This is a genomic window from Shewanella loihica PV-4 (assembly GCF_000016065.1).
In the GTDB taxonomy this organism is placed as follows: domain Bacteria; phylum Pseudomonadota; class Gammaproteobacteria; order Enterobacterales; family Shewanellaceae; genus Shewanella; species Shewanella loihica.
Window position 1 is genome coordinate 2,886,226 of the sequence record NC_009092.1, and the last position, 18,736, is coordinate 2,904,961.

Below are 18,736 nucleotides of genomic sequence, written 5' to 3' on the forward strand. Positions count from 1 at the left end.
AAAAAGAAATTTTACCTGCGCGCAACCTGTGCCTCATTTTTCATTATTATGCTTATCATTAGACCCCAAAACCCCATAAAACATGGGGTCGATGCCAAGTTATATCAAAAATAACGGCATTTACAAACCGATCGACAACACAATTTAATGGAATAAACAGAGGTTTTTGGCGACCAAACAGACAAAAAAACTAAAAAGGTGCTGAAAATCCCACTGATATCAGCACCCTTTCAATCCAGGTTAAGGTAAAACTAATTTAATCTCGCTACCCTCGGCACTCTTAAGGATATCGATGCGGCTAGCGATCTGCTCCTTCATCTCGGTCACATGGGAGATCACCCCCACCATGCGACCCGCAGACTGAAGATCCATCAGGGTTCTGATGGCCAGCTCGAGGGAGTCCTGATCCAGGCTGCCGAAGCCCTCATCGATAAACAGGGTATCGAGCTTAATGCCGCCGGCATAGGCCTGCACCACATCCGACAGCCCAAGGGCCATAGACAGGGCCGCCATAAAGCTCTCGCCGCCACTCAGGGTCGCCACAGAGCGCACCTTGGCGGTGTAAGCATCTTCCACCTCCAGCTCAAGGCCAGAGGCCTTGTTACCCTTGGCCCGCTCCTCCTTGCGCAGCAAGCGATAGCGCCCCTTACTCATCAGCTGCAACCTGTGGCTGGCTTCCAGCAAGACATCATCGAGCAATACGCTCAGCACGAAGCGTTGCAGGCTTATCTTGTTACCCGTGTTGCCATTGGCCACATCGGCCAGGGTGCCGACCACGGCGTATTGCTGCTCGAGAGCGCCGGCCTTAAGATCCAGCGCCTTGAGCTGCTCCTGGGTTTGACTTAGCTGAGCCGCCCTGGCGCTCACCTTCTGCCACTGAGCTAAGGCCTGCTGCATCACCTGCTCGGCGTCCATTTTTTGCTGCTCGAGCGCACTCATATCCGGCGCCTCACAACCGGCTAAGGCCTCTTGGAGCTGAGACAGGTTGGCCTGATGAGTGATAAGCGCCTGCTCGAACGCCTTAATCTGATTGGACAACTCGGCCTGCTCGGCCTCGGTCAGGCAGGCCTGCTCGAAGGCGGCAACGCTTTCAAATTCCGAAGTCGCTAGCGCCTGTTGGAAACTCAGGCTCTCCTGCTCCGCAAGGGCATTCACCTCACCAAGACGACGGCTGGCCGCCTCCAGCGAGGCCTTGGCCGCCGCATTATCCTGCTCCGCCTTGGCATGGGCCGCCCTCACCGATTGCTGGCGCGCCTTAAGCTCATCGATAGTCTTGGTAAGATCGGCAATGGCCGTGCTGAGCGTTGCAACGTCGCTAAAGCCCTGTGGAATGGCCGCACTTATCTGCTGATACTGCCCCTTGTCGCTGGCCAGCTGCTCGGCCAGTTTGCCGTAGTGGGCACGCGCTTCATCCAGCGCGGTTTGTAGTTCTCGTCCCTGGTGCTCGCTGCGCTCGAGCTGAGTCTCTAACTGGGCAAGTGATTGCTGCGCCGCCTTGGCCCGCTCGAACCCGTCGCTGAGCTCTGCAAGTCGCGCCTGATGCTCATCAAACGACAAGCCTGCCGCCTCGCCAAGCTCCTCCTGTAGCAGAGATGCACTTAGTTGCAGGTTCGACAGGGATTGCTGGAGCAGCTTATACTCGCTTCTGGCCTGATGCAGCAAATTGAGCGCGTCGCTCTCTCGCTGCTTAGCCTGGGCCAGCGCCTCGTCGCTCGGCAGATCAAATTCGCCCATGGCAGGCTCTGGATGTTCCAGGCTGCCACAGACGGGACAAGGCTCGCCCGGTGATAACTCTGCCGCCAGGCGCGCGGCCTGACCGCGATGCCAGCTAAGCTCCAGACGCTTATGGGCATCGATTGCCTGCTTGTGCTTTTCGGCAAGCTCACTGCCTGCTGTCTTAGCCGCCGTTAACTTTTGCTCGAGGGCCGCGATCTCCAGCCCTTGCTGCTGCCAACGCTCAAACACTTTGAGCTGGGCGCGGCCGTCGCTCAGAGATTGTTGCAACGCGAGCTGCGGCTCGGCGTCACGTTTTAGGATCTCGCGGCGACTCACTATCTCCTGGCGGGCCTGATTAAGCTCGTCTAACTGTTTGGCGCTCTGCTTACCACTCGCCTCGGCCGCCTGCATCTTGGCTTGGCCATCGGCGAGTCGCTCACTCAATTGATTGAGCTGCTCTAGCTGAGGCGCCAAGGCCTCGAGCTGGGTCAGGCGCTGCTGCTGGCTCAGCTGCTCTTGCTCAAGCGCGCCCAGCTGCTCGAAGGCCTGCTGGCTCTGATTCAATGCCTGCTCGGCGCTAGCATGAATCTGCTGACACTCATCTAAATGCTGGCTTGCCGAGCGCTGCTCGCCGAGACGCGACTGCATCGCCCGGTAAAGCGGGCTCAGGCTATTGGCTCGACCGGCCGCCTGCAGTCTCTGTTGCCACAAAGTCGCCTCAAGCTGGCGAGCCTTTAGCCCCTCGCCCTCGCTTTGCAGCGCCTGCAGGCGATTGAAATCACTCTGCAGCTTGAGGCCCTTGTCTAGATTCTGGTTAGCCGTCAGCAGTGCCTGCTCGGCTTGCTGCTTGTGCGCTTGGGCAAGTTCCAGCTCGGGAGCGATGAGCGCCTGCTCCTCGATTAGTGCCTGATCGCTTGCTAACTCGGCGCCTTCCAGAATACCACCACGGCGATTACGCATCGCCTCAACGTCGCGGCGGATCCCGGCTGCCTGCTGCTTGAGGCGCTCCTCGATGCGGCGATAGATATGGGTCTGAAACAGCTGGCTGAATATCTTCTCCCTGGCCTTGGAGTCGGCCATCAAGAGCTCGCGAAACTTGCCCTGGGGCAGCACCATCACCTGGCGGAACTGATCCACATCCAGGCCGGTCAGCTGCTCTATCTGCGCGGTGGCATCAGACACCTTGGCCGCCACCAGCAATGTCTCGCTGCCATCTGTGTCGACGCGAGACAGCTGGGCCTCGCTCTTTTGCAGCGTCACCCCCTCACCACTCTTCTTGGCCCTTGGCTGCTCGGGCACGCGGCGAATAAGATAACGCGTGCTGCCGAGCTCAAACTCGAAGCTGACCTGAGTCAGCCTCTGCTCATCGGCCATGTCGCAGCGCATCTGGGTGCCTTCGCGCTCATCCCCCGTGGTCTTGCCATAGAGGGCGAAACAGATGGCATCGAGAATCGTCGTCTTACCCGCCCCCGTGGGGCCGTTGATCAGAAACAGCGGGTTACTGCCCAGGGCGGCAAAATCTATAATTTGCTCGTCGGCGAAGGGGCCGAAGGCGGTCATGGTCAGTCGCAGTGGTCTCATTGCGCCGCCTCCCCTTTGTGCAGCTCATCCAGGGCCTGGGTGATCAGCTCAAGTTGCGCCTCGTTAAGTGGATCGCCGGAGACCTGAGTGAAGAAATCTTTAAACATCTCGAGCTCACCTTTCTTGATGTGATCCGAGGCGATGGCCAGCTGCTGGTTACTGGCCATCAGGCCAGTGCGCTCCAGATGCAGCACATTGGGATAGACGCTTCTGAGCTTACCCATGGCATCTAAGATGGCGTGTTTATCCAGCAGGCGCACCATCAGATAATCCTCTCGGCCGGGGTCTTTTACCCCTTGCTGCAACAAGTCTGCGAGGGCGCCCTCTATGATGCGTACATCGCGAAGCGGGCTGAGCGGTAGCAGTGTCATATTTGCCGGACTGCCTGCATTGAGCTCCACCAAAGTTACCGACTTGTTCTGATGCTGCTCGCTAAAGGAGTATTTGAGGATGGAGCCAGAGTAGCGCACCTGCTCGGCCCCCTTATATTGCGGGCCATGGAGATGGCCCAGGGCCGTATAGTCGAAGGGCGCAAAATGCTTAGGCGAGATCTTGTCTGCACCGCCGATACTCAGTGGTCGCTCTGAGTCAGATTCGCTGCCGCCGTCGAGGAAACAGTGGCCTATCACCACCTTAGGCAATCCCTGACTGTCATGGTCCTGCACCTGCTTGAGCAGCTCGACCATCGCCTCCTCATGGCTGCTGGCCTCGCATTCCAATTGCTGTCTAACGGTGGCAGGCTCGGCATATGGCAGCGGATAGAAGATGGCATCGCCGCTGCCTGAGCTTAATCTAATAGGGCTCACCTTGGGCGCCAAGGGGCCTATGATGTGCAGGCCGCTGGCCTGCATCTGGCGCGCGGCAAACCCCAGCCTTTCATGGCCGTCATGGTTACCGGCGATCATGATGACGTCGATCCCAAGGGCGATAAATTCGTTGAGCACCTCATCGAGCAGGGCCACAGCGTTGGCCGGCGGCACGGAGCGATCGTAGATATCACCGGCGACAATCAGGGCATCGACCTCATGGGTCTTAGCCAGGGAGACTATCTGATCGAGCACATGACGCTGATCGTCCAGCAGGCTCTGATTGTGCAGCTGACGGCCGATATGCCAGTCTGAGGTATGAATAAATTTCATCTTTTCTCGTTTAAAAATGAGGAGGATAGGAAGAGAAGCTCTGCAAGCTATAGTAAGAAATGTCACCCCATTAGGCAATGCGCTGCCCAAGGCTTTGTGAAAGCGGCTTAGCAGCCGCTCAGTATTAGAGCAAAACCTGTCCTGCCAAAAACTCTTGGTCAGCGTTTGGTTTCTTCTAATTAAAAAAGACCCACCTTAACGGGTGGGCCTTCTCTATTTAACAAGCTTGTACGCGCGAGCTATTTATCCGGCGTCAATGCCAGCACGGCGTCGATATCATCAGCGCTATGACGCTCGGCCAGCTGCTCCCAGGGCTCGCCCCAGGTACGATTAACGATACGACCGCGCTTCACCGCATCCCGCGCGGCGATCTGCTCGGCCCAGCGCTTGAGATGCACATAGCTGTCGACATCGAGGAACTCAGCCGCATCATAGGCATGACCCAGCACCAAATTGCCATACCAGGGCCAGATCGCCATGTCGGCGATGGAGTAATTGTCCCCGGCGATATAAGTGTTCTCTGCAAGCTGCTTGTCCAGCAGATCCAGCTGACGCTTCACCTCCATGGAGAAGCGGTTGATGGGATACTCAAACTTTTCCGGCGCATAGGCGTAGAAATGGCCGAAGCCGCCGCCGAGATAAGGCGCAGCGCCCTGCAACCAGAAGAGCCAGTTGAGTACCTGAGTGCGTTCAGGACCAGTCGCTGGCAGGAAATAGCCAAACTTCTCCGCCAGATGAAGCAAGATTGCGCCCGACTCGAACACGTTAACCTCAGTGTCACCCGTCTTATCCAGCAAGGCGGGGATCTTAGAGTTGGGGTTGACCGCCACGAAGCCGCTGGAGAACTGCTCGCCCTCACCTATCTGAATAAGATGCGCGTCATACTCGGCATCCGCGCCGAGGGCGAGAAGCTCCTCAAGCATAATGGTGACCTTCTGACCATTAGGTGTCGCCAGGGAATAGAGCTGCAAACCATGCTCGCCCTGGGGCAGTTTGGCCTCATGACGGGCGCCCGCCGTGGGGCGATTGATACTGGCCCAGGTACCGCCATTTTCGCTGTCCATGGTCCACACTTTCGGGGGAATATAGGTTTCAGACATACTGCTTCCTTTATCTTATTAGTTGGTGTCGCGATCAATAGTGTCGTCGCGCCATGCCCGCTGGGGACATACTCTGTCCTGGAGTGATCTCGGGGCGTATGCTGACAATTTAAACCCTTGTGGGGTCAATTGGATAGAACCTTTGGCTATAGGGCCAACTGAATTGGCATGAAAGAAAACCGCCATTCGCCGCAAGGCCACAACTGACAAGCGTTCGCTCAATAAAAGGAATTTCAGACTGACTTAATCCGAATCCGCATCAGCATCCGACTCGCCCACCTGTTTGGCCTGATACCTGTCTAAGATCCCGCTGCGGGCAAGTCCGCGATGCACATTGCGGCACAGCTTGGCGAAGCGGCTCACCTCTCCGAGTAGTGGCGTGTCCCCCTGCTGGATGGCACTTTCCCAATAGCGCATCTCGCTGTCGACCAGCTCGAGTAACTTCTTGGGGCAACCGATACAGGAACCCTGAGGGCCACAGACGAAGGTCTCGGGCTCATTGAGCGGCATAGCCTGCTTGACCTGATCGATCAGCTGTAACATGGCGGTGGTGCTATCTGGCTTGCGCGTCACAGGCGTTGAAATCTCCATCGAATCTGACGAAAAATAAGACGGCTATATTACCTTTCCCTGAGATAACAAAACAGGACCTGGATCATGGCCCCCGAATCATAGCGCCCGAATAATAGCGCCCGAATCAAGGCCGCTCGTAATAGGTCTGCTGACCGGAAGCGTTAAAGTAAAACGCCTCGAGTAATTTCCCTTGGCCGTCGAAGCGCTCACGCTTAATCAGGTTGCCCGATTCATCGAAGGTCTTCACCTCTGTATTCACCATGACCCCCTGGCGATACTCCTTGGCAGTCATCAGCTGGCCATTGCAGTGATAGGACTCGAATCGCCCCTGCTCGACGCCCATCTCATAGTGGGCGAGCTCCTCCAGCGCGCCGCTAGACTGACAGAAACGGCGCTGCTCACCGTGGCGCACAATCAGTGGATCGAAACCATATTGCTGCTGCGATTGTAGGCGACCGTTTGGCCAGTAGGTCTGCTGCGCGGCCAGATTGCTCTGCCTATCATAGGCATAGCGCGTCTTGACCTTGCCGCTGGCATAATAGGTTATCTCGCTGAGCCGCTTAAGATCCTGTTTACGAAACAGGGCGTCGCTGGCCAAGCTGCCGTCTGGGAAATAGTGACGCAGGCGCTCACGCTGTTCGCCGTCCTGAAAGAAGAGGTGCGTCCAGGGGCGTCCCTGCTCATAGGTGATGGACTCGACTGTCTTATCGCCCTCTAGGCGGCGATAACTTTCTATAATGCCAGCCTCATCGAACAGGGCGACCGCCTGCTCCTCGCCATTCTTGTAGATGGCCTGACGTTTCGGTCGCTGGCTTTGCATATGGTAGTCTAAGTGCTCACCCTCTCTTATCCCTTGGCGATACCAACCCTGGGACAAGATGCGACTGCCCTCGGCTGAGAAGCTAAATCCATGGCGTTTCCCCTCGAGGTACTGGGTGGCGCCAAAGTAAGTCGCCGGCTCGCCTCGGGTCGCTATGCCGCTAAAGGGCTTGCCGCGATAGCCAGTGAGGCAATCGGTCTCGACCCAGATCCCGTAAACCTGCTGCTTACTGCACTCGATAGGCGCAAGCGACTGCTCATCTATGGGCAACTGAGGCGCCTGATGACAGCCGGGTAACAGCAAGAAGGCCAAGAGCGCCGGAGAGATAAGCTTGACGCCTGGCTTCATCTTATCCCGGCTCCAATTTTTTCGAGCAAAGCTCGAATTCTTGTTCCGGCTTTGATCGAATTGAGCTGTTCCAGCGTCCTTTGGATAAATGGCACGTATCTTCTTCTCATCTAGTGATGTTCCGTCTTGATCAGCTTGCCGAATTGATCATAGAAGGCCCAGTCGCCGGCCTGACGGTCCGCGATATAGCTGCCTTCGCTGCGCAGCTCACCACTTGGCCAGTAGGCGCGCCACAAGCCTTCCTTGCGAGAGCGCAGGAAGGCCCCCTGCTCGGCCTGCTTGCCATTAGCGTGAAAATAGCTGGCCTCGCCTTCACGTTGACCATCCAGCCACTGCTCCTTGGCCTGGGGCTTACCCGTCTGGAAGTAGCTGAGCTGCTCGCCACTCAGCTTGTCATTCTGGTAGTGGGCGCGCACCTTTAGCTGGCCATTGGGGTAATATTTGGCGTACTCGCCGTTAAGTTTACCCGCAAGATACTCGCCGCTTTCCGACAGCACGCCGTCTTCAAACCAGCTTTGCCAGAGTCCAACTTGCTCCCCCTTGAGCATCTCGCCCTCGCGCTTGAGTTGACCGTTATTGGCGTAATACTCGCTGTAGTGGCCGCTGAGCTCACCCGCCTGATATTGCTCGCTGCGATAACGCACCTGCTTGAAGCTGTAATAGGCCCGCTCGCCCTCGAGTTTGTCCTGGCGGTAATGGCTGACGCGATAGATGTTGCCCTCAGGAATAGGGCCAAAGCTGGGATCTTTCTCCTGGTAGCGATACTCGGTCCACTCGCCCTCCTTGCGATCCTCAAGGTAATGACCTGTCACCCGGCGACGTCCGTTATCGAACTCGCTGTAAGGCCCGTTTAGCTTGCCCGCCTCGAAGGTCATCTCGCGACTCACGATGCCCTGACGATACTGACGCCAGGTTCCCTGTTTCTCGCCATCCTTGTACTCGCCAGCTTCGTTGAGATCGCCGTTGGCATACCAGCGGGAAAACGCGCCATGTAGCGGATAGCGACTGCGACCGGCGATTTTCTCATCGCTGTAATGGATAAGTTCTCTGGGTTTACCCGTCTCATAGAAGGATTCATATTTGCCGACCCATTGCCCGTCGATGCGCGTGCCGCGCTCCTTGAGGGTGCCGTCGTCGAAATAGCGCTCGGCCTTGCCTGTCTGGCGATTGTCCTGATACTGATCCAAGCTGCGCAACTGGCCATTATCGTAATAGGCGATGAAATCCCCATGGCGCGCGCCCTGACGCCACTGCTCCTGACGCTGCAACTTGCCCTGACGATAGGTCTCGAACTTGCCATCTTTCAGCCCCATATCGTAATGCTCAGTGGCCAGCAGGTTACCCGCCGGATCGAAGCGCTGCTGCAGGCCATGCAAGGGATATTGCCCGTTGTCGGCCAGTATCTGATCCTGGTAGCGAATCACCTTCTTGGGTTTACCATCGTCAAAATAGGTCTTCTGCTCGCCCGCCTGCAAGCCCGCCTTATAGTTCAGCTCGCTCACCAGGATACCGGCGCGGTTAAAATAGCGCTGAATGCCGTCATGTTCGCCATCGAGGTAGTTTTCCTCCTCGAGCTTGACCCCTGTGTCGCTGTAATGCACCAGAGTGCCCTGGCGCAGATCCTCACGATACTGCCCCTGCAGCGATAACTGGCCATTGGGATAGTAGCTTAGACTCTCGCCATGGAGGCGACCGGCGACGTAATGCTCGTCACGCTCGGGCGTGCCATCATCATAGAACGTCTGCCAGCGGCCCTGACGCTCGCCGTTGGCATCTAGCGTGCCAGTCTCAATCACCTGTCCCTCACTGTTTTGCGCAAGAGAAGGGCCGGACAACTGGTTGTTGGCATACTGCTGGCTCTGAGCCAGCACGCCGTTGGCATGGTAGGTCTCCCACACTCCGTGGCGCAGATTATCGACATAGGTCTCTTTGGCCTTAAGCTTACCGCTGGCGAAATAGCGCAGCACCTGGGTCTTTACCCCAGCCTCATAGACCGTCTTCTGATAGAGGTTACCCAAGTCATCATATTCGGCCCACTCGCCGCTTGGCACGCCGTTGAGATAGAACTGCTCCTCACTCAGCTCACCATTTGGGCTAAACAGCTGCCAGCGCCCCGACTGCAGGCCGCTGACATACTCACCGTCCACCAACTTCTGATTATTAGGTAGATAGACCTGCCAACGACCATTGGGCACGCCCTGGGCAAACTCCCCCAGGGTATAGCCTTGATTATCCCGCACCAGGGTCACCTGACCACTCAGCGCCATGCCGGTGGCCAGGTTGTAGTAGGTGGCGATCCCTTCCTGCTGGCGGATCTCCACCATCAGACTGGAAAGATTCTGACTCGCCGCCACGGGGCTGGCAATAAAGCTAGACACGCCCAGGCCGAACCCAGCCAACAACACAGAATAAGCGCGATTAGAGTGCATATGAGCTTCCTTGTTCCTAACTATTTGTTCCTAACTATCTGTTCCGAACGATATGTTCCTAACAAGATGTTTCTAAGAGACTTTTAAAAAATATTTACTGCATAATGCTGGGGACAGCCAGGCCTTGCGGCTATCGCCGAAAGATCAGCTCATGCTGAGTGCGATAGGGCCAGCTTTGTTCAGCCACGGTCGGCTCGCCGTGGCGATACTCGCTGCGCCTACTCAGGGCGCCATCATCATAAAACGCATACTGAGTGCCATGTAGGCGCCCCTGCTCATCAAACTTCGCGATAGCCAGCCTATAGCCCTGGGCGCTGAAACGCTGCCATTTCCCCACCTGCTTGCCTGCCCGATATCGGCCTTGCCAATACTCGCGTCGAGTCACGGGGCGCGGCGAATAATCCCCCTCGCTCGGCGGCACTATCCAATCGCCGTCACGCTGACCGTTAAGATATTGCCCTAGGGCGTAGATCTCGCCGTCGCTATAGTAGCGCTCAAATTTACCTGTGAGCTCGCCATCGCGATAATGGATTCGCTCCAACACCTGACCCGCCTCTCCCAGGGATAAATACTCGCCATCGAGCCGACCATGGCGGTTATAGTGGCATTGGGTACGCATCTCGCGGCTTTGCATCACCCAATCACCCACCTGCTTGTCGGCGGCATATTCTCCCTGATTGATGAGCCTGCCATCGCCGCTTCGTTTCTCTGCCTTTCCCTGCTTCACGCCGTCGTGATAGTGGCTCTTCTCTATCCAGGCGACTTGATTGTTCCGGCCCTGTTTATTGCTGGCAGCGTCGCTATTGTTAGCTGCGTGACTATTGCTTGCGCCAAGACTGTCGTTACCGCTGAACTTATTGTTACCGCCAAGCTTGGCCTCAACTTTTAATCCGGTGAGCTTACCCGCTATAGTCTCCTCGCGGCCTATCATCTCGCCCTCAAGATATTGGCTGACCAGACGCCACTGCCTCTGCTTGTGCTGCTCTATCTGCTTGACCAAGACCTCTTTTTGATAGAAGCGCCTCACCTCTTGGCGGTCGCCATCGACGAGGTAGCGATATTCCACCTCGAGGTAGCGCTCGCCATCGTCACGATACTCGACCAAGCTCTCGGTGCGCCCACGCTCATCGAGGAGCTCGCGTTTGGCCAGGCGACCATCTTCGAAATAGTTCAGCTGCTCGCCCGTCTTGATGCCATTTTTCCATCTGTGATGCTGCTTGAGCTGACCACTTTGAAAATAGGCAAAGTAGTCGCCCTCCTCCTTGCCATCACGATAGGCCTGGGTCACCTCCACCTTGCCATCCTGCCAGAAGGTTTCGGTGCCATGCTTGCGCCCATCTCGTTTCTGGCTTTCCATGGTCAGCTGCCCCAGTGGGTTGTAGAAGCGGTCACTGCATTGCCCGGTATGACATAGGATACGTACCAGCGCCCCGGTCTGTGTATAGACCATCTCCTGCTGCACAGGCTTGCCCAGGTGATAGACAGACTCGCGCTTAAGCTCGCCTGTTGGGTAATACTCTTTCTGCGTGCCTTCTCTCTCGCCCATATCAAAGAGGCAGTCGCAGCTGAGTTTTCCCTGCTCAGCATAAATCCTCACCAGGCCTTGGCGCTGACCCTGGTCATTAAATTCGCCCTGCTCGACCAGGGTGCCATCGCTGGCGAAGAAGCGATAAGGCCCCACGGGATGAGTGCCCTTATCTCCCAGTCGATCACTGCTTAGGGCACCACTAAATTGCTTAGTCTCGGTGCCGAGATAATAGGGCTCGAAGCGAAACCGCCCCAAGGATAGGCCGGGCAGAGGCTCGAGCGGTTTCTTGAGATAAAACTTGGCCTCGCTCTTTAGTTCGGTCGGTTGCCAGTCCTTATCGAGCCAGATGCTCGCCTCGGCGGCTCTCAAACTTACACACAAGACAAGCAGAAACAGTAAGATACGCTGCATTCTCATCTCCTATGGCAGTGGCTTAAGCTTAAACTGATAGGGGAAGCTCAGCGGCTCATCGCCGATGGAAAGATAGGCGGCGCTGCTCGCCGCGCCATCGACGCTAAGAAATCGTCCCTCAACCAAGGCCTTCTCCAGCTCCTCGACATTCTTAGGCAGACGCGGCGACAGTGGCCGCCCCTCGGCGTCTGTTATCAGCAGCGAGCGATACAAACGACTCACCTGAGCCTTGCGCTTATCCAGATTAGATAGCCAGGGAGTGAGATCCACCAGCCAGGGACGACGCTTATCGCCCTGCCCAATGCTCTGCCACTGGGGGCGCCCCTGACAGACAATGCTGCCTTGGATGCTTTTGTCGTAGAAATAGCGCCGGCTGCCATCTTGGCTAGCCAACACATAGGCGCTCTGCCCCCGACCATTATCGATAAGGCGCCACTGCACCGACTTACCGGCCTCGTTAAACCCTTTATCTATCTGCGGCCGACACACCTCGGCAAGGGCAGTCGGCATAGGGATATAGAGATCGTTCCCTGTACGAGAGACGACCGATGGCTCGGCAAACTGCCATCTATCTTTCGCCTTAGCAGATGCATCGCCGCTAAAGCTGCCCCTTGAGGCTGGCGTTAGCGGTGGATTGGCGAGGTTCGCCTCATACTCTGACTGAGTCACAAAGGTGATAGCTTTTGTCCTCACCCTATCTCTTAGCTGTTCGCCATGGAGGATTGAGAGTGATTTAGGCACCTCTGCTAACTGCAAGATATAGACATGACTAGTCTGCTCACGGGAGGCCTGCTCGCCGGAAGCCTGTTCACGGGAGGCCAGCTCGCGAAAAAAGAGCTCATCGAGCAACAGTTGCTCTGTGCTCGTCAGCCACTTAGGCCCCTGACCTACTGGCGCTTCGAAGCCCAACTTGCCGTTCAGGCCGTTGAAATCAGGCGACAGGCTATTTACCCCGCGATTTGTCACGGTTAGGCGATAGCGATTGGGTTTGTTCAGTGCGCTGAGTGTTAGCGTCGCCTCGCCAAAGCGGTAAGACTGCTTCAACAGCGCTTGCCAGGAGACTTGCTCAGTGTATGTGCGTACCGGAGTGAAGTTCACCTCGGCGCGGATCTGATAGAGTTCCTCCAACTTGGCCCGGCTCTCGCCCCAGCCGAGCGGCAGCAGATTAACCCCTGAGCTGACCACACCCTCCAGGGCGCTGGCGCCGCGGACACTATGGCGCCACAAGGGCAGATCTATCTCTCTGTCCCGCCAGTCGATAAGCTGGATATTTTGGTATTCGACCGAGGTGGCAAAGTCCCCCGCGACTAGGCCATGAATGTAGCGCAGCTCGATATCATCACCGCCCCACCCGGCTGACATGATCCCTTGGTCCGGCTCCATCATAGGGAGGCTAGCATCAGGGTCGTCCGGCGTCATGGACAAGGTTGGGATCTCAAAGAGATCGTCTTCAGGTTCAAGGGGGAAGCCGCTATCATCGATAGTGCTTCCCTCATCCTGCCACAGCATGTCGCTCACATAGAGAGTCGATTTCGGCGCCAGCAGCCAGCGGCGCGTCTGCTTCCTATCGCCTTTCTCCTGCTGCTCCACCAGCAAGAGCCTATCTAACCAGCCAGTATGACTGTCGAACCTCAGCAGGCCATAGCGCCGGTTTTCTATTCCTTGTTGCACACGGCTCTGCTCGAGCGTCGCCGTCACCCATTGCCCCTCGATGGCGGTTATCTGCCAGGGTGTTGACTCACTCGCTGCGATTAGAAACAGGTTGCCGAGCTTAAGGGTGTCACCCACACTAGGCGCCTTTGCTTGCCATTGAGTCTGGGGAATGAGCGGATTGAGCGCAAACAGCGATTTTAGCGGCGCCAGCGCCCTGGCAGCCTCTTTGCCCTGCTTGGCCAGATAGGCATCCCACTCATCCTGAGCCTTGAAACGCGCCTGGCTTTGACTTGTAGCGACCTTGTGATCCCCCCTTAATTGCGCTCCCTGACGCACTATCTTGGCCAGGGCCGCGCCGCGGCCAGCATCATCGAAACTATTAATATTGAGTCGATAGGCAGGGTCTTGATATTGCAGCATAGTCGGGATAACAGCGAGGCTGACGCCATTGCCGCTACTTGCCGTCGAATCGGTTTGATACTTGAGGAGCGCCCGGGCCCGGACGCCGACTTGCTGGCTGTCTCCATGGGCATAGAGGATACTCATGGTGACTTGATATTCATGGGGGCGGGCATCCGTTTCCCGGCTATGCGCCTCACAATAATGACTCTGAAACGCGAACAGGCTCAAACAGAGCGTCAATGCCGTACAAACAATCCTGTTTTGGCTAAAGGCCATCCTAACTTCCCTGGCTTTGCATGTTGCTGAAATGTAATGAGATTAAACTAAACCTTCAGCCATTCTACACAAAACTCAGGTGAAATACACAGCATTCGATTTCCACTGTCAGATCCCCTAAGTCACTGACTTACGGCTACAACAGCCCTCTTATGTCAAAGAAAAGACTATAGATAATGCTCCAGCAGCAACTTGCCGCTCATGGCGATCGACATGGTCACCACCAGCGGGCGGATGATCTTACTGCCCTTAGTCACCACCATGCGCGAACCTAGGGTAGCGCCAATCGCCTGACCCAACAGCATCACGCCGCCCAGCAGCCAGAACACCTTGCCGCCCAAGGCGAAGAAGATCAGCGAGGCAATGTTGGTGGAGAAATTGAGCACCTTGGCGTGAGCGGTTGCCTTCGCCAGCCCATATCCGGCAAGCGACACGAAGGCCAGCGCGAAGAAGCTGCCGGTACCCGGACCGAAGAAACCATCGTAGAAGCCTACCCCTAAGGCGGCCGTCAGGCCAAAGAGGGTTGGCGACATCACCTGATGCTTATCCTCTTCGCTGATGGACTTGGAAAACAGGAAATAGCAGCCGATCGCCAGGATCAAGAAAGGCAACAGCAGCTTAAGCACACTGGCATCGATTAGCTGCACCGCGACCGTCCCAAGCGCGGCGCCAAGAAAGGCGCAGCAGATGGCCAATTTCATCTTACTGAGATCCACCATCCCCTTACGCACGAAGTAGAAACTGGCAAAAAAACTGCCGCCACAGGCCTGTAGCTTGTTGGTCGCCAGCGCCGCCGTGGGTGGCAGGCCCGCCCACATGAGCGCAGGAATGGTTATCAGGCCGCCGCCTCCGGCGATGGCGTCGATAAAACCGGCCAGGGCGGCCACTGCAAACAGCAGTGCCATCAGTTCATAACTCAGTTCGAGGGACATAGCGACTCTATAAAGGTTTATTCACAATTGGCCGCTATTAAACGCGCTTTGCATACATTTAGCAAAGGAGTTATCCTCGCCTTAGCGTGAAATAATCTCACAGAATGAAGATGAACCAACTGATACTCCCGCCCCTAAATGCCCTGCGTGCCTTCGAGTCGGCGGCAAGACACCTAAGCTTTACCCGCGCCGGGAATGAACTCTTTGTCACCCATGGCGCCATCAGTAAGCAGATAAAAACACTAGAGTCTTACTTAGATGTCAGCCTTTTCAACCGCCAGCATAAACAGCTCAGCCTCACGCCTGAGGGCGAGCGTTATCTGCGCCATATCAGCAGCGCACTGCAAAGCATCAGCCAGGCCACAGAGGAGTTAAGGTCACAACCGGGTATCGCGCAGGCGCTGTCGATCAACGTCTTGCCCAGCCTCACCATCAACTGGTTGATCCCGAGACTCGAGGAGTTTAAGGCCCGCCACCCCCACCTCTATGTGGATCTCTCCATCGGCGACTTTCAGGTGGATTTCAAGCGAGATAAGTATGATGTGGCTATTCGCAGCGCCACGGTGCGCCCGACCCATTGCCATGTACTCAAGTTGATGGATGAAGATCTCTGCCTGGTCTGCGCGCCGCAGCTGGCCAAGCAGATAGACAGCCTTCAAGATATCAACCGCCAGACGCTGCTGAAACACACCACCCGCCCCGAGCTCTGGCCACTGTGGGCCGAGAAGGTGGGACTCAAGCTGACCACAGACAAGATGCTTGGGATGGAGCATTTCTATATGCTAAGTCAGGCGGCGGTCAGCGGCATGGGACTGGCGTTGATCCCCCGCTTCTTCATCGAAAAGGAGCTGGCAGAGGACAGCCTGGTGATCCCCTTAGCGACCCAATTTACCAGCCCCTACGCCTACTATGTGTTGACGCCGAATCTACCGCCGTCAAAGCAAAGTGAGCGACCACTCAAGGTCCAGGCCTTTATCGACTGGCTGCTGGAGATCTTTGCCCCATACCGCCACCAAAGCGACGATCTAAGCTAGAACTTACTCAAGCAGATCGCTCGCGTCGAAGGCCTCGAGATAGTTAACGCCCTGGCCCACATCGAACTCGAAGTTGAGCACCTTGAGGCAGGTATCGAAGGTCTTCTCACCAAACCACTCCCGGTCGAAGGCATGCAGCGCCTTGATGATCCCGGCCTGCCCGCCATCCCCCTGGAGTTTGACCGGCGTCAGGGTGGCGATAAAGCTTGCCACCAGGCCGTAGAGGTCCTTCTCCGCCTCCCCTTCGGCGGCCCACAGCTGAGGGTCGGCATAACGGCGAGCATAATGACTGGTGGCGATATCCAGCCCTATGCCGAAGTTCACCAGTACAGCCTTATCGTCGCTACAGATGATGTTTTTCGGGCAGATGGCGCCGTGATAAATATCCATCTGATGCAGATACTGCAGCGCCGACAATAACTGAGTAAACCAGGTCGCCGGTTGCCCAAGTTGAATGTCGCTCAGCTCATCCAGCGACACGCCGCGCTCCCAGGCGCGGCTGATAAACAGCTCATCGCTCTGGGGCAGTTGGCCAAAGTTAAGCACCTGCTCCACATGGGGGTGATAGAGTTTCGACAGGCTGCGATAGAGGCTGCTGAGCATCAGCCAGTCGGTCTCCACCTTGGCATAGATGGAGACGCCGCAGGGATAGTTGCCCTGAAGATGGCGCGCGCGCCAGAACTGGCTATGCTCGGTAGCGGCGATGAACTGCTCCAGCTGATAGTGATGATCGATAATGGCGCCGCTGGCGATCTCGATGCGCTCCGGCAGGGTGTCGCAGACGCCGTTGTCGATTAATGCCGCGATATCACAGCGGATCATATCCAGATCTGTGTTACTGCCACTGGCGGCTTGGCGAAACCATTGGTAGATCCTCGGCTGACGGGTCTGCTCCGCCAGGGAAAGAAAACTGGCGGCGAAGGCGGCGATATCTTGGCTGGCATTGAGGTTGTCCTTGATATCGATAAACTCGACATCGCCGAGATCCGAGACGAACAGACAGTTACTCTGCCAGCCGCCAACCGTGACACCACGGCGATGGATCTGCTGCAGGCCGGAGACGGCGCGGCGCAGGATCTCAAGTAGCTGATAGGTGGTTAACTGCTCATGCTCGAGCACATCAAGCGGCACGCCCCGTGGCATCCGAATGGGCAACACCAACTGCTCGCCATCTTGAATAAGCGGCGCGCATTGCGGCACGCCGCTACAGCCCGCCAGAGTCTGCAAGCGCTTAAACTCATCGCGCAGACGCAGCTCATATTGCAGCGACTCATCGCTGTTCTCAAATTGAGTCGGCACCAATACCTTGAGCAGCCAGGGCGCCGTCCAGCCGCCAGGGCTGTACTCCGCCTGCCACACCTCAAGGCCGCTCTGGATGAAGAGACACTTGAGTTTGACGAAATCCTGGATCTTATTGTTGCGCTGCTCCACCAAGGCCACCTGGCCTATGGTCTCCAGCACCATCTGTTTCTGCTTGTCGGTCACCTGATGCTTACGCGGCGCCGTGAGGCCCCACTCTTTGGTGAGCGCGGCAACGATCTGACTCGGGGTATAGATACTCAAAGAGCCCTGCTGTTTCTCAAGCTCAATCTCTTCGCCTTTGCGGCCGGTGACAAACACCATCCCTTGACACCAGGGGGCATAGACCCCCACGGGGATCTTGTGTTTGACGTTGCCTGCCAGCACGCGAGCCACATAGTTGGCCTTGGCCAGGCTGTTATCCACCTGACGGCCATCGAGCGACCAGGCATGCAGGCCGGCGTCCAGACGACCGATATAGCCCTTCACGTCGACCACATAGACGCCCCACTCGCCGATCACCAGCGCATCGACCTCCATCGCCTGTCCCGACTTGGTGGGGATCTCCACATTGGTCAGCAGGATGTAGTTGTCGGGCAACTCGTCGGCCAGCATCGCAAATGCCCAGCGCTCGGCGTCGTTGACTGGGGTACCAAAACTGATCTGCTTCGCCATCTGCTCTCCCTAATCCTTGGCTCGCTTATCTTATTGCTTACGTTACCGCAAAAAAAAGCCACTATAAATAGTGGCTTATTAAATTAATCGCTTTTAAAATTAGTGGCATTTTAAATTAGCTGCGATTAATGATGGCAGTCGTCATCACATTCATGGTCATGGTCGGCGAACTCATCGTCACCTTCCTGATGCTGCATCACGCCCCAGCCATCGGTTGCCCCACCGAACTCGGCGGCAAACTCGTTGAGCTCAACCTCCTGATCGACGATGGCCTGATATTCCGGCACCATGTTGATGCAGACAATCAATTCCCACTTACCGAGCTCATCGTTGAGGTGTAGCTCCAACTCACCTTCTAGCTCTGACTGGGAAAGCTCTTCCACCGCAGATTCGGCGTCGCGCTGATCGTCGAAGATCAGGAAAAAATCAACATCCAAGGCCTTGGTTAAATCGATACCGGCCTCGGCCATGGCGGCTAACATCTTGCCATTATCATCATCTGGGAACTGCATAGTTTGACTCCTTCTGGATCTGTCGCGACGAATCACTCAGCGACAATTGTCACGCTTTCGCCGTTGTAGCTGACCACCTGTCCGGCAATCACCTTCTTACGTTTACGGGTCTCGACCTCACCATCGACGGTCACCAGGCCTTCGCTGATCACCATCTTGGCTTCGCCGCCACCTGAGGTCATGGATTGCACCTTCAATACTTTATAGAGTTCAATAAACTCTTCACCCGGTAACAGGGTCAAGGTTTGAGATTCTGTGGTCACACTAACTACCTTTATTTAACTGAGTCGGCGGGAGTATATCACTCT

General features: G+C 56.4%; 13 protein-coding genes. 1 reads left to right on the plus strand and 12 read right to left on the minus strand.

Annotation, left to right across the window (positions count from 1 at the left end):
• Window positions 1-240 precede the first annotated feature (240 nt).
• The 9 genes from SHEW_RS12705 to SHEW_RS12750 all read right to left on the minus strand — a co-directional run bounded on the left by SHEW_RS12705 (window position 241) and on the right by SHEW_RS12750 (window position 14,908).
• The gene (locus SHEW_RS12705; RefSeq protein WP_011866253.1) at window positions 241-3,297 is read right to left on the minus strand and encodes an AAA family ATPase; all 3,057 of its coding nucleotides are present in this window, start codon (window positions 3,295-3,297) and stop codon (window positions 241-243) included.
• Window positions 3,294-4,436 (minus strand): exonuclease SbcCD subunit D, encoded by a 1,143-nt coding sequence (locus SHEW_RS12710; protein ID WP_011866254.1) that lies wholly within the window; start codon window positions 4,434-4,436, stop codon window positions 3,294-3,296. Before SHEW_RS12710 ends, SHEW_RS12705 begins: the two co-directional genes overlap by 4 nt.
• Window positions 4,437-4,675: 239 nt before the next feature.
• Entirely contained in the window at window positions 4,676-5,536 is an 861-nt protein-coding gene (gene yghU, locus SHEW_RS12715; RefSeq protein ID WP_011866255.1) for a glutathione-dependent disulfide-bond oxidoreductase, read from the minus strand.
• Window positions 5,537-5,779: 243 nt separating this feature from the next.
• Complete coding sequence (locus SHEW_RS12720; protein ID WP_011866256.1) at window positions 5,780-6,127, minus strand: hypothetical protein; 348 nt, start codon at window positions 6,125-6,127, stop codon at window positions 5,780-5,782.
• Window positions 6,128-6,233: 106 nt separating this feature from the next.
• Window positions 6,234-7,277, minus strand: a complete 1,044-nt coding sequence (locus tag SHEW_RS12725) for a toxin-antitoxin system YwqK family antitoxin (protein WP_011866257.1) — start codon at window positions 7,275-7,277, stop codon at window positions 6,234-6,236.
• A 110-nt stretch (window positions 7,278-7,387) separates the two neighbouring features.
• Window positions 7,388-9,706 (minus strand): toxin-antitoxin system YwqK family antitoxin, encoded by a 2,319-nt coding sequence (locus SHEW_RS12730; protein WP_011866258.1) that lies wholly within the window; start codon window positions 9,704-9,706, stop codon window positions 7,388-7,390.
• Between the two features lie 130 nt (window positions 9,707-9,836).
• The gene (locus SHEW_RS12735) at window positions 9,837-11,645 is read right to left on the minus strand and encodes a toxin-antitoxin system YwqK family antitoxin (RefSeq protein WP_011866259.1); all 1,809 of its coding nucleotides are present in this window, start codon (window positions 11,643-11,645) and stop codon (window positions 9,837-9,839) included.
• Between the two features lie 9 nt (window positions 11,646-11,654).
• Window positions 11,655-13,976 carry a hypothetical protein gene (locus tag SHEW_RS12740; protein ID WP_011866260.1) on the minus strand — a complete coding sequence of 774 codons (2,322 nt, stop codon included), beginning with the start codon at window positions 13,974-13,976 and terminating at the stop codon, window positions 11,655-11,657.
• 167 nt (window positions 13,977-14,143) lie between these two features.
• Window positions 14,144-14,908 (minus strand): TSUP family transporter, encoded by a 765-nt coding sequence (locus tag SHEW_RS12750; RefSeq protein ID WP_011866261.1) that lies wholly within the window; start codon window positions 14,906-14,908, stop codon window positions 14,144-14,146.
• 104 nt (window positions 14,909-15,012) lie between these two features.
• Between SHEW_RS12750 and gcvA the strand changes: the two genes are divergently transcribed.
• Window positions 15,013-15,942, plus strand: coding sequence for a transcriptional regulator GcvA (gene gcvA / locus SHEW_RS12755; protein ID WP_011866262.1), 930 nt, complete (start codon window positions 15,013-15,015; stop codon window positions 15,940-15,942).
• Window positions 15,943-15,945: 3 nt separating this feature from the next.
• Here gcvA and SHEW_RS12760 read toward each other — a convergent pair whose 3' ends face one another.
• From SHEW_RS12760 to SHEW_RS12770, 3 genes are all read right to left on the minus strand, one after another.
• A complete protein-coding gene (locus SHEW_RS12760) occupies window positions 15,946-17,916 on the minus strand; it encodes an NERD domain-containing protein kinase family protein (protein WP_011866263.1) in 1,971 nt (656 codons plus the stop codon).
• Between the two features lie 125 nt (window positions 17,917-18,041).
• Complete coding sequence (locus SHEW_RS12765) at window positions 18,042-18,428, minus strand: ribonuclease E inhibitor RraB (RefSeq protein ID WP_011866264.1); 387 nt, start codon at window positions 18,426-18,428, stop codon at window positions 18,042-18,044.
• Window positions 18,429-18,460: 32 nt separating this feature from the next.
• The gene (locus SHEW_RS12770) at window positions 18,461-18,691 is read right to left on the minus strand and encodes an RNA-binding S4 domain-containing protein (RefSeq protein ID WP_011866265.1); all 231 of its coding nucleotides are present in this window, start codon (window positions 18,689-18,691) and stop codon (window positions 18,461-18,463) included.
• Window positions 18,692-18,736: the final 45 nt, after the last annotated feature.